This is a genomic window from Bacteroides finegoldii DSM 17565 (assembly GCF_000156195.1).
Taxonomy (GTDB): Bacteria; Bacteroidota; Bacteroidia; order Bacteroidales; family Bacteroidaceae; genus Bacteroides; species Bacteroides finegoldii.
Genome location: NZ_GG688318.1, coordinates 154,352 through 166,437 on the forward strand (window position 1 = coordinate 154,352; position 12,086 = coordinate 166,437).

A 12,086-nucleotide genomic window follows, 5' to 3' on the forward strand; every position below is an offset into this window, starting at 1 on the left:
ACCAATGCCGCAGCAGAGTCATTCAATGCTAAAATCAAAGCATTTAGAGCACAGTTCAGAAGAGTAAGAGATAGAGCTTTTTTCTTATATAGACTTGCTAAATTATATGCTTAAATATAGAATCCCTCAGATTGTTACGTTGACCCTTTGTCAAATGCACAAAAACCCGCTAAAATTGCATTTTAGCGGGTTTTTGTCAGTAAAAAGCTGGTGATTTGTTGGGCTACCTGGATTCGAACCAGGAATGACAGGACCAGAATCTGTAGTGTTACCATTACACCATAGCCCAATGATTTTCGTTTGCGGGTGCAAAGATACAAATAAATTGGGAAATCAAAACATTTCAGCTATTTTTTTTGCAAAAATCCTCAAATTAGTTTTCCCTAAGCAACTATCTCCACTAAAAAACACAAAAATTGAAGTATAACTTTCTTGTATCCAATAAATCAGCGTATATTTGTCAAAAATATCACGTTTATAATCAGAAACAAAGGGTGAGCCTTTTTTGTTATAAACCAAAAGAGAACATGAATTATTAATATCAAATGTAAGAATGAACGATACTAAAGTATTAATCGAGAAAATAAAAGAGGGAATTCAAGAAAAAAAAGGTAAGAATATCGTTATTGCCGATCTAACCAAAATAGAAGATACCATCTGTAAATATTTCGTTATCTGTCAGGGGAACTCTCCCAGCCAAGTAAGTGCTATTGTAGACTCAATCAAAGAATCCACACGAAAGGGTGCTGACAGCAAGCCTTTTGCAGTAGACGGACTCCGGAATGCCGAATGGGTAGCTATGGATTATGCAGATGTATTGGTACATGTATTTTTACCGGAAGCAAGAGCCTTTTATAATCTTGAACACCTTTGGGCTGATGCCAAACTTACTCAAATCCCCGATTTAGACTAAATTACGATTATGGACAATAAGAATAGCAATAACAATAATAACAGCAACAAACCTAACAATAAGGTTAACTTGCCAAAGTTCAATTTGAATTGGATGTATATGATTATTGCCCTGATGCTTCTCGGCCTCTGGTGGGGCAGTGATTCAAAGGGTGTCGGAAGTAAAAACGTTACTTACAGCGAGTTTCAGGACTACGTAAGAAATGGATATGTCAGCAAAGTATTGGGTTATGAAGATAAGTCAATCGAAGCTTATCTGAAACCCACTGCTGTTGGCGCTGTATTCGGAGCAGACTCCACAAAGGTGGGACGTAACCCCGTCATTACCAGCCGGACACCGTCTACCGATAAGTTGGAAGAATTCCTGCAAACGGAAAAAGAAGCCGGTCATTTCGACGGAACATCGGATTACCCTCCTAAGTCGGACATATTTCCCGCTATCTTGATTCAGATCCTTCCGCTCGTTCTGCTAGTAGCACTATGGATATTTTTCATGCGCCGTATGAGCGGTGGTGGAAGTGGAGGTCCCGGTGGCGTATTCAACGTAGGGAAATCAAAAGCCCAACTTTTTGAAAAAGGAGGAGCCATCAAAGTCACCTTCAAGGATGTAGCCGGTCTGGCGGAAGCCAAGCAGGAAGTGGAAGAGATTGTCGAGTTTCTGAAAGAACCGCAGAAATACACGGATCTGGGAGGTAAAATACCTAAAGGAGCTTTGTTAGTAGGCCCTCCGGGAACAGGAAAGACATTGCTTGCCAAAGCGGTTGCCGGTGAAGCGAACGTACCCTTCTTCTCTCTTGCCGGATCGGATTTTGTGGAAATGTTCGTAGGTGTAGGTGCATCCCGCGTCCGCGACTTGTTCAAACAGGCAAAAGAGAAAGCTCCCTGTATTGTCTTTATTGACGAAATCGATGCAGTGGGACGCGCACGTGGTAAAAATCCCGCAATGGGAGGAAACGACGAGCGCGAAAACACCTTGAACCAGTTGCTTACGGAAATGGATGGCTTCGGTTCCAACAGTGGTGTGATTATTCTTGCCGCTACCAATCGGGTAGACGTATTGGACAAAGCCTTGCTCCGTGCAGGGCGTTTCGACCGCCAGATACACGTAGATCTGCCCGACCTGAATGAACGTAAAGAAGTATTTGGCGTACACTTGCGCCCGATCAAGATAGATGACACGGTAGATGTAGACTTGCTGGCTCGCCAGACTCCGGGATTCTCCGGTGCCGACATTGCCAATGTCTGCAACGAAGCGGCATTGATCGCTGCCCGTCACGGAAAGAAATTCGTTGGCAAACAAGACTTCTTGGATGCAGTAGACCGTATCATCGGTGGGCTGGAAAAGAAAACCAAGATTACTACAGAAGCCGAAAGACGTTCTATCGCCTTGCACGAAGCGGGACACGCGTCCATATCCTGGTTGCTGGAATACGCCAACCCTCTAATCAAAGTGACAATTGTTCCTCGTGGACGTGCATTGGGAGCAGCCTGGTATTTGCCGGAAGAACGTCAGATCACAACAAAAGAACAAATGCTCGATGAAATGTGTGCTACGCTGGGAGGACGTGCAGCCGAAGACTTATTTATCGGCCGTATCTCTACCGGCGCTATGAACGATCTGGAAAGAGTTACGAAACAGGCATACGGTATGATTGCTTATTTAGGAATGAGTGATAAGCTGCCTAACTTATGTTATTACAACAACGAAGAATACTCCTTCAACCGTCCATATAGCGAGAAAACAGCCGAACTTATCGACGAAGAAGTAAAAAAGATGGTCAACGAACAGTATGAACGTGCCAAAAAGATCCTGTCTGAACATCAGGAAGGTCACAATCAATTGGCACAATTACTGATTGACAAAGAAGTGATCTTTGCGGAAGACGTTGAGCGTATTTTCGGAAAGCGTCCTTGGGCTTCCCGTTCAGAAGAAATCATGGCAGCCAAAGAAAGCCAGGATGCGGCTAAAGCAGAAAAGCAACTTGCTGAAAAGCTGAAAGGGGAAGAAAAAGAGATAAAAGAAGAGGAAGCCAAGAATTCTGCGGAAGAAAAAGCTGCGGAAAGAAAAGTTACCATAGAAGGTTCTAAAGTCACTGTAGAGAAAAATACATCTACGGAACCGACTACCGATAAAGAAAAATAAGCCACTGTTTAATCAATTAAAAAACGAGCTGATTGTGAACAATTTTATAAAACGAGCCATCACAGGTGTACTCTTTGTTGCTATTTTGGTAGGATGCATCCTCTATGGCGCATTTAGCTTCGGCATCTTATTTACCGCCATTAGCGCACTCGCCATTTATGAGTTCGGACAACTGGTTAATATGCGTGCGGAAGGGGTTCAGATAAACAAGGCTATCAATATGCTGGGCGGTGCTTATCTGTTTCTTGCCATCATGGGATTCTGCATTGACGCGGCTGATTCCAAAATCTTTATCCCCTACGTACTGCTATTGCTGTATATGATGATCAGCGAGCTGTATCTGAAGAAAGAGAATCCCGTGCTTAACTGGGCTTATTCCATGTTCAGCCAACTCTACATCGGACTTCCATTCGCTTTACTGAATGTATTAGCTTTCCACAACGATCCGGAATACAGCAGCATAAGTTATAACCCTATTCTACCACTATCTATCTTTATTTTCCTTTGGCTGAATGACACAGGTGCTTATTGCATCGGTTCGCTTATCGGAAAGCACAGATTGTTCGAGCGTATCTCTCCTAAAAAATCATGGGAAGGTTCTATCGGCGGCGGAGTAGTAGCGATCGGAGTAGCCTTCATACTTGCTCATTATTTCCCAGTGATGTCCATGCCGGAATGGGCAGGGCTGGCTTTAGTCGTAGTTATATTCGGCACATGGGGGGATTTGACAGAATCACTGCTGAAACGTCAGTTGCACGTTAAAGATTCGGGAACTATTCTTCCGGGACACGGAGGAATGCTCGACCGTTTTGACAGTTCTTTAATGGCTATCCCGGCAGCGGTCGTTTATTTGTATACACTAACCTGGTTCTAATCCAATCGCTTTATCGGATTATCAAACAAACCAACATCATAAAAAGAAAAGGTCGGGAACTTCATAGGAAGTGCTCCCGACCTTTTTCACATACAGCGAATCATAGTTAGAGGTTATCGGATTGAAGAAGTGGAATGCACATCCTTCGCCTTTTCCGGCACTCCTACCGGATGGTCGAAATCAAGAACGATCACTCTTCCTTCTCCATTTTCTTTTGAATTTATAGTAACTTTAAAACCTTTCATCGTAGTTTCACCATCCTCTTCCGTCGGATAGAAATCTTCCAGATTATAGGAAACCCGTCCCCATCCCCAATAACCGGTCACATCATCATACGTATTATAACGCAACTCCAGATGAACATAACCGTCTTTAGCAACATTTACCGTCTCCGGTGCTGATGGGTCACCAGGTTCACCGGGTTCAGTCGTATCCATCAGATTCTGAACAAGGCTGATACGATGTTTCGTCGAACGAGGCAGGTTCTGATGGAAAATAACATTCAGGTATTTTCCCCCTAGCCACATATCACCTTGATAAATCACAATCGGATCATTTCCAAATTCCTCTTCTTCTTCCGTAGTTTTCATTTCTTCCACCCCTTTAGTCAAGACATCCTGAATGCCTTCCATTTTTACCTGAACGCCCTTCTCGTCTTTCATATCAGCCAAAGGATTAAAGAATGCAACCACCCGTTCACCATCTACCGGTCTGTACCAAGGAATGGAAGAGCTGACCGGATCAATGATTCCCCAACGGTCACCCTCCAGGAAATAACCGCCGCCACCGGTTGTACGTACGGTCGCCCAGTCCCAACTGAAATCTCCGATAGAATAATAATCGTCGTCATCGTCACATGACTGCAACATTGGCACCAATGCCAACAATAGAATTCCTAAAAGCCATTTAAATTTTTTCATGTTAGATCCTTTCTTTTTCAACCTTCTGTCTTATAAATAAAAAAGCCGTGCAAATATTGCATCGGCTTTACGTTTATTCAGAAAAAGAAAGTTATTTTTTCAACAGCTCCAACATCTTGCGCGCCGCATGACGAGGAGCGCCTGCCGGACCTAGCCGTTCAGCCATACGCTCATATTCCGCCAGCATTTCACTCCTGCACTTGTCATCTTCAAGAATCTTTTCCAGTTCACTCTGCATATTCTTCACTGTCATCGTATCAGCCACCAATTCCTTCACAACCTCACGGTCCGCAATCAGATTGACCAAAGAAATGAACTTCACTGTCAGAATATGACGCCTCAAGAACGAAATCACTTTTCCAATCGGAGTGTGATAACAAACTACCTGCGGAATGCGGAACAACGCTGCCTCAAGGGTAGCCGTCCCCGAAGTAACCAAAGCCGCATCCGCGTGTTGCATCAGACGATAAGTCTGACCGAAAATAATTTTCACCTTCGACTCTCCTATATGCTGTTCGTAATATTCAGGAGCAATGGAAGGAGCGCCAGCCAGAACAAGTTGGTAGTCAGGGAAAGCAGAAGCCGCCTTCAACATATCCGGCAAGTTATCTTTTATCTCCTGTTTTCTGCTTCCTGCCAAAAGTGCAATAATCGGTTTATTCTCCAACTGATTATCCGCAATAAACTCAGCCGTATTTTTCGGATGCGCTTCCTGATAGGCCGTCACTTCATCCACTGTAGGATTCCCCACATAATGGATAGGATAGTGATGCTTTCCTTCAAAGAACTCGACTTCAAAAGGAAGAATGGAGAAAAGCTCGTCCACATCACGCTTTATATTCTTGATACGATATTCTTTCCAAGCCCATATCTTCGGAGAAATATAATAATATACGGGAATCTGCGTCTTTGCGTGGACAAATTTGGCAATATCTAGATTGAATCCCGGATAATCTACCAAAATGACAACATCCGGATTCCAGGAAACGATATCTTCCTTGCAACGTCTCATATTGGCAAAGATAGTACGCAGATGGAGCAACACCGGAATAAATCCCATATAAGCCAACTCCTTATAATGTTTCACCAACGTACCGCCTACGGCAGCCATCAGATCACCGCCGAAAAAACGAAATTCAGCTTGAGGATCTTCCACCTTCAAAGCTGCCATCAGATGAGAAGCGTGCAAGTCACCGGAGGCTTCGCCCACAATCAGATAATACTTCATAGAGTTGAGAGTTGAGAGTTGAGAGTTGAGAGTTGGTAGGGATAGATGACCAATAGAGTGTCATGCTTTCTTTTTCAACTTTCAATTTTCAACTAATTAAACCATTTATTAAGTTCATCAATAAAGTGATATGCCGTCACATCGACAGTCGTCGGAGTGATGGCCACGTAGCCGTTTGCTAACGCCCAATGATCGTTCCTTTCATTTTCAGGTTCATGATCGGTAAATTCACCTGTCAGCCAGAAATAATTCGGATCGCTCAGACGAGGGCAAGCAGCCCACTCGTTCGTCCAACACCCTTTGGCCTGTTCACAAATCTTTATTCCTTTTATATCAGCCGTATCCGGGAAATTCACATTCAAGCAAGTCAAAGGAGGAAGCCCTTTTTCCAGTATCATCGCGGCAATTTTGCGTATATAAGGTCCCGCAGCTTCAAAATCCGCATCGGGAGCATGATTACACAAAGAGAATCCAATGGAAGGAATCCCATTCAGACAACCTTCAAACACAACTCCCATCGTACCGGAATAATGTACATTGGTAGCCGAATTATCCCCATGATTAATACCACCCACTACCAAATCCGGTGTCCGGTCGAGTACTGTATTCCGAGCCAGTTTAATGCAATCGGTCGGGGTTCCCGAACATTTGTATACAGTCAGCCCAACTTCTTTTTTGACCAATTGATAATGAACAGGTTGTGTCACCGTAAGCGCACATCCGCTACCGGAACGCGGTGAATCCGGCGCCATTACCACGATTTCTCCTAATGGACGGAGAAACTTAATCAGCTCACTAATACCTTTAGCCATAATCCCGTCATCATTTGAAACGAGTATCAACGGCCTCTTATTTTCCATATATTCAATCCTTTCCTTTTTTTAATTATTCGCACAAAAGTAGCAAAAAGAAGCCGGAATGCCAACATTGGTCAAATATAATCCATTGAAGTTTCGTAAGTTCAACCGACAAACTCAATTCGCCTGCGGTCATTTTCCGGTCAGAACGACTTTCTCAGCCGGATACAAGCCGGACATTGAGTTATTCATGCGGCTTGTTTAATACATTATACAGCTTACTTAATACATTTATACGGTAGGTTTAATGTATTTAGAGGGTAATAATAACCCGTTTTACGTATATGAGCCATTCGGTTCACGTACGAAAACCTGAAAGTCCACGTACATCATCCGAACGAATCACGCACGTGAAACGGGAACGCAATGCCTTCCAAATACATTAGCAGTACCCCGTCTGTACGTTACATCTACCGGCTTTGGCTTTAAATACCGCATCATATACAGAGAACATAACCACTAAACAGTCAAAAAGGACTTTCTTAATACATAGGAATACAAAAGTCAGATTACGCATCAAAACACTAATAGTCAATCATATAATACACGCGAATGCCCAAACAGTAATGGATTAAGGTGATAATAAAAGGCCTTATTTTTCCTGTTATCACCTTATTATCACCAAATTACATTTAACTATCAGCATGTTAAGTCTAAAAAGTGACAATAAAAAGAGAGTTTTAAAACTCTATGAAAGCAACGGAATCTCCTCCTCTCCCACCCGTTTACAAATCTTAATCTTCTGCAAGCGAGCAAAAAAAGGAATAGATATCCAATATAAATATGTATATTTGCAAACTCATAAGGAGAAAAACAGATGACGAACCTGCAAGATTTTGTAACTGTTTCGTCCGACAGTTATTAACAAAACAGGTGACTTATCAACAGAAATTGCAAAGTTTCTCTTTTTTCGTAGGCGCTCTAAGGATTTATCACTTATTTCGCTGCCAATAAATTTAGAGAATATGGGAAAAATTATTGCTTTGGCCAATCAAAAAGGTGGTGTAGGAAAGACAACGACTACGATTAACCTCGCAGCCTCACTTGCCACACTGGAAAAAAAGGTACTCGTGATAGATGCCGACCCGCAGGCTAATGCCTCTTCCGGACTGGGAGTAGACATTAAGCAGTCGGAATGCACTATCTATGAATGTATTATTGACAGAGCCAACGTACAGGACGCTATCCTCGACACGGAAATCGATTCTTTAAAAGTAATCTCTTCGCACATCAATCTTGTAGGAGCAGAGATTGAAATGCTGAACCTCCCAAACCGCGAAAAGATTCTGAAAGAAGTGCTCACTCCTTTGAAGGAAGAATATGACTATATCCTGATAGACTGCTCGCCTTCATTGGGACTTATCACCATTAATGCCCTGACAGCGGCAGATTCTGTGATTATCCCCGTACAAGCCGAATATTTCGCTCTTGAGGGTATCAGTAAGCTGCTGAACACGATCAAAATCATCAAATCAAAACTGAATCCGGCTCTGGAAATCGAAGGATTCCTCCTTACGATGTACGACTCACGTCTGCGTCAGGCCAATCAGATCTACGATGAGGTGAAACGCCACTTCCAGGAATTGGTGTTCAACACCGTTATCCAACGAAATGTCAAACTGAGCGAGGCTCCCAGCTACGGTGTTCCGACCATTCTTTATGATGCGGATTCCACCGGCGCCAAGAACCACCTGGCTCTTGCTAAAGAGATTATCAACCGAAATAAATAAGAGAAGAAGATATGGCAACACAGAGAAGAAATGCATTAGGACGCGGACTTGACGCCTTGCTCTCGATGGATGATGTGAAAACCGAAGGTTCTTCTTCCATTAATGAGATAGAACTGGCAAAGATTGCTGTCAATCCCAACCAGCCCCGTCGTGAGTTTGACGAAACAGCTTTACAGGAACTGGCTGATTCGATTGCCGAAATCGGTATTATCCAGCCGATCACCTTACGCAAAATATCGGACGATGAATATCAGATCATTGCCGGAGAGCGTCGTTACCGCGCTTCACAAAAAGCCGGACTGAAAACAATTCCCGCTTATATCCGCACTGCCGACGACGAGAACATGATGGAAATGGCGCTGATTGAAAACATCCAGCGTGAAGACTTGAATGCCGTAGAAATCGCACTTGCCTACCAGCACCTGCTTGACCAGTATGAACTGACCCAGGAACGCTTGAGCGAACGTATCGGCAAGAACCGGACAACCATCGCCAACTATCTGCGTTTGTTGAAACTGCCCGCTCCCATACAGATGGCTTTGCAGAACAAGCAGTTGGACATGGGACACGCGCGTGCGTTGATTTCACTGGGTGATCCGAAACTGCAAGTTAAAATATTTGAGGAAATACAAGAACACGGATATTCAGTCCGCAAAGTAGAAGAAATTGTTAAATCATTAAGCGAAGGAGAAGCTGTGAAAAGCGGTACGCGGAAAATAACTCCGAAGCGTGCCAAACTTCCGGAAGAGTTCAACTTACTGAAGAAACAACTCTCAGGCTTTTTCAACACCAAGGTACAACTCACCTGCTCCGAAAAGGGGAAAGGTAAAATCAGCATTCCTTTCGGCAACGAGGAAGAGTTGGAACGTATCATGGAAATCTTCGACACGCTAAAGAAGTAAATGACAAGAAAAAGTAAGAAATATCAGTTACTCGTCATCACCCTGCTTCTCTGTATTTTACAGGTGGCAGGGATTGATGTGTATGCACAGTCCACTGTCACCCCGATGAAAAGGGACACGACTATCACGCAACGGGAAGCCCCGAAAGCCCGTGCCCGCAGACATCGTGAACCAGCTGTACAAGATTCTTTGAAGAAAGACTCGATCCGGATTGTTCCCTCCAAAGAGCTTGTACCCCTCGACAGCCTGTCGGCCGCCAGTATACAAATAGCCGACAGTCTGGATGCAGCCAACAAGAAAGAATTAAAAAAGATTGAGCAGCCGGCATCCATCATGGTTAAGCCAGACAGCGTGCCGCCCGCAAAGGATATCAACAAAAAGATATTCATCCCGAATCCGACCAAAGCAACTTGGCTGGCAGTCGTATTTCCCGGCGGCGGACAGATTTACAACCGCAAATACTGGAAACTACCTATTATATATGGAGGATTTGCCGGATGTGCATACGCATTGAGCTGGAATGGCAAAATGTATAAAGACTACTCACAAGCCTATCTGGACATTATGGACAGCAATCCGAACACAAAAAGTTACGAAGACTTGTTGCCGCCCAACGCCACCTACAACGAAGAGCAGTTGAAAAATACAATAAAACGAAGAAAAGATATGTTCCGTCGTTATCGGGACCTCAGCATATTTGCATTTATCGGAGTTTACTTGATCTCTATCATCGACGCATACGTAGATGCGGAGTTGTCCAACTTCGATATCACCCCCGACCTGAGTATGAAAGTAGAACCGGCTGTTATTGACAATAACAACCAATTCCGCTCTACCAGTTTGAAAAACAAATCGGTGGGATTGCAATGTGTATTACGATTTTAAAAAACACAATTTAGATTGATCTTATTATTGAAGCATGAAGAAATTAGTTAACTATTGTTCGATGATTTTCCTTTTACTAGTGGCAACATCGCAAGTAAAAGCGCAAAGTGTAGATGTAGTGATTCGTGAAAATGGAACTGAGCGCAAAGAGAGCATTGACTTGCCTAAAAGTATGACATACCCGCTCGACAGCCTGTTGAATGACTGGAAAGCCAAAAACTATATTGACTTGGGTAAAGATTGCAGCACAGCGGAAATCAACCCTCTGTTCAGCGATTCGGTTTACATCGACCGTTTGTCGCGCATTCCGGCTGTCATGGAAATGCCCTACAACGATATCATACGCAAATTTATCGATATGTATGCAGGACGTTTGCGCAACCAGGTTTCTTTCATGTTAAGCGCTTGCAACTTCTATATGCCGATTTTCGAGGAAGCATTAGATGCATACGGACTTCCATTGGAGCTGAGATACCTTCCGATTATCGAATCCGCGTTGAATCCTTCAGCCGTATCGCGTGCCGGAGCTTCCGGTTTGTGGCAATTCATGATCGGTACGGGAAAGATTTACGGACTGGAGTCGAATAGTCTTGTAGACGAACGTCGCGACCCAATCAAGGCGACTTGGGCTGCCGCACGCTACCTCAAAGAGATGTATGATATTTACGGTGACTGGAATCTCGTGATTGCAGCCTACAATTGCGGTCCCGGCACTATCAATAAAGCAATCCGCCGCGCCAATGGTGAAACTGACTATTGGAAGATTTACAATTACCTGCCCAAAGAAACACGCGGATATGTACCGGCCTTTATCGCAGCCAACTATGTGATGACTTATTATTGCGATCATAATATCTGCCCGATGGAAACCAACATTCCGGCAAGCACGGATACCGTACAAGTCAACAAGAACCTGCACTTCGAGCAAATAGCCGACTTGTGCAACGTTCCGTTGGACCAAATCAAAAGTCTGAACCCGCAATATAAGAAACAAATCATTCCGGGTGATAACAAACCGTATACCCTCCGCCTACCGATCGAAGCCATCAGCACTTTTATCGACAGGCAGGATACAATTTTCGCACATCGTGCGGATGAATTGTTCCGCAACCGTAAGACCGTTGCCGTGAAAGAGATCAGTCCTTCTACACGAAGGGCTACGACAGCAGTTGCAGGTAAAGGGAAACCAACCTATTACAAGATAAAAAGTGGTGACACTTTATCGTCCATTGCCGAGAAATACGGAGTCAGAGTGAAGGATATACAGCGATGGAACGGAATGTCTAACACGAAGATTGCAGCAGGAAAACGATTGAAAATATACAAATAAACAGTTTCCCGCTTGCACCGTTCGGAAATTTGCTTATTTTTGCAAAACTAAGCAAATGAGAGGATAACAATTATGGATAATCTGCCCCCAAAAGAAATAGCTGATGAAGATATGATCAATCAGGCGTTCCAGCAACTACTGAATGATTATCTCAGCACAAAACATCGCAAAAAAGTTGAAATCATCACGAAAGCTTTCAACTTCGCCAACCAAGCGCATAAAGGTATTAAACGCCGTTCGGGTGAACCTTACATTATGCACCCGATTGCCGTTGCAAGTATTGTATGCAACGAAATCGGTTTGGG

Annotated in this window: 11 protein-coding genes, 1 tRNA gene and 2 pseudogenes; 10 read left to right on the forward strand and 4 right to left on the reverse strand. The window is 43.7% G+C overall.

The annotated features are described in order from the left end of the window. Nucleotides 1-114: pseudogene (locus BACFIN_RS22510) on the forward strand (ISAon1 family transposase); the annotation flags it as partial. 104 nt (nucleotides 115-218) lie between these two features. On the opposite strand, the gene BACFIN_RS16600 reads toward BACFIN_RS22510, so the two are convergent. Beyond that, nucleotides 219-289, reverse strand: a tRNA-Gln gene (locus tag BACFIN_RS16600). 264 nt (nucleotides 290-553) lie between these two features. On the opposite strand from BACFIN_RS16600, the gene rsfS reads away from it, so the two are divergent. From rsfS to BACFIN_RS16585, 3 genes are read left to right on the forward strand one after another with little or no spacing between them, the layout of a single operon-like run. Beyond that, nucleotides 554-913 (forward strand): ribosome silencing factor, encoded by a 360-nt coding sequence (gene rsfS, locus BACFIN_RS16595; RefSeq protein ID WP_007749124.1) that lies wholly within the window; start codon nucleotides 554-556, stop codon nucleotides 911-913. A 9-nt stretch (nucleotides 914-922) separates the two neighbouring features. Further along, the gene (gene ftsH, locus BACFIN_RS16590) at nucleotides 923-3,055 is read left to right on the forward strand and encodes an ATP-dependent zinc metalloprotease FtsH (protein WP_007749126.1); all 2,133 of its coding nucleotides are present in this window, start codon (nucleotides 923-925) and stop codon (nucleotides 3,053-3,055) included. 31 nt (nucleotides 3,056-3,086) lie between these two features. Continuing rightward, entirely contained in the window at nucleotides 3,087-3,929 is an 843-nt protein-coding gene (locus tag BACFIN_RS16585; RefSeq protein ID WP_032839179.1) for a phosphatidate cytidylyltransferase, read from the forward strand. Nucleotides 3,930-4,042: 113 nt separating this feature from the next. Here the strand turns inward: BACFIN_RS16585 and BACFIN_RS16580 are convergent, their stop codons facing one another. From BACFIN_RS16580 to surE, 3 genes are all read right to left on the reverse strand, one after another. Beyond that, nucleotides 4,043-4,849 (reverse strand): NigD1/NigD2 family lipoprotein, encoded by an 807-nt coding sequence (locus BACFIN_RS16580; protein ID WP_007749141.1) that lies wholly within the window; start codon nucleotides 4,847-4,849, stop codon nucleotides 4,043-4,045. 91 nt (nucleotides 4,850-4,940) lie between these two features. Then, nucleotides 4,941-6,077 carry a lipid-A-disaccharide synthase gene (lpxB, locus tag BACFIN_RS16575; RefSeq protein WP_007749144.1) on the reverse strand — a complete coding sequence of 379 codons (1,137 nt, stop codon included), beginning with the start codon at nucleotides 6,075-6,077 and terminating at the stop codon, nucleotides 4,941-4,943. A gap of 92 nt (nucleotides 6,078-6,169) precedes the next feature. After that, the gene (gene surE / locus BACFIN_RS16570; protein WP_007749148.1) at nucleotides 6,170-6,937 is read right to left on the reverse strand and encodes a 5'/3'-nucleotidase SurE; all 768 of its coding nucleotides are present in this window, start codon (nucleotides 6,935-6,937) and stop codon (nucleotides 6,170-6,172) included. Nucleotides 6,938-6,995: 58 nt separating this feature from the next. On the opposite strand from surE, the gene BACFIN_RS22515 reads away from it, so the two are divergent. The 6 genes and pseudogenes from BACFIN_RS22515 to BACFIN_RS16545 all read left to right on the forward strand — a co-directional run. Further along, nucleotides 6,996-7,139 carry a hypothetical protein gene (locus tag BACFIN_RS22515; RefSeq protein WP_007749151.1) on the forward strand — a complete coding sequence of 48 codons (144 nt, stop codon included), beginning with the start codon at nucleotides 6,996-6,998 and terminating at the stop codon, nucleotides 7,137-7,139. A gap of 760 nt (nucleotides 7,140-7,899) precedes the next feature. Continuing rightward, nucleotides 7,900-8,664: a ParA family protein gene (locus BACFIN_RS16565; protein ID WP_007749166.1), complete on the forward strand. Its 765-nt coding sequence runs from the start codon at nucleotides 7,900-7,902 to the stop codon at nucleotides 8,662-8,664. An 11-nt stretch (nucleotides 8,665-8,675) separates the two neighbouring features. After that, the gene (locus BACFIN_RS16560; RefSeq protein WP_007749168.1) at nucleotides 8,676-9,566 is read left to right on the forward strand and encodes a ParB/RepB/Spo0J family partition protein; all 891 of its coding nucleotides are present in this window, start codon (nucleotides 8,676-8,678) and stop codon (nucleotides 9,564-9,566) included. Then, nucleotides 9,567-10,451: a DUF5683 domain-containing protein gene (locus BACFIN_RS16555; RefSeq protein WP_007749176.1), complete on the forward strand. Its 885-nt coding sequence runs from the start codon at nucleotides 9,567-9,569 to the stop codon at nucleotides 10,449-10,451. It abuts the gene before it with no gap. Between the two features lie 34 nt (nucleotides 10,452-10,485). Next, nucleotides 10,486-11,781: a lytic transglycosylase domain-containing protein gene (locus BACFIN_RS16550; RefSeq protein ID WP_029425813.1), complete on the forward strand. Its 1,296-nt coding sequence runs from the start codon at nucleotides 10,486-10,488 to the stop codon at nucleotides 11,779-11,781. Nucleotides 11,782-11,853: 72 nt separating this feature from the next. Beyond that, a pseudogene (locus BACFIN_RS16545) lies at nucleotides 11,854-12,086 on the forward strand (RelA/SpoT family protein); the annotation flags it as partial.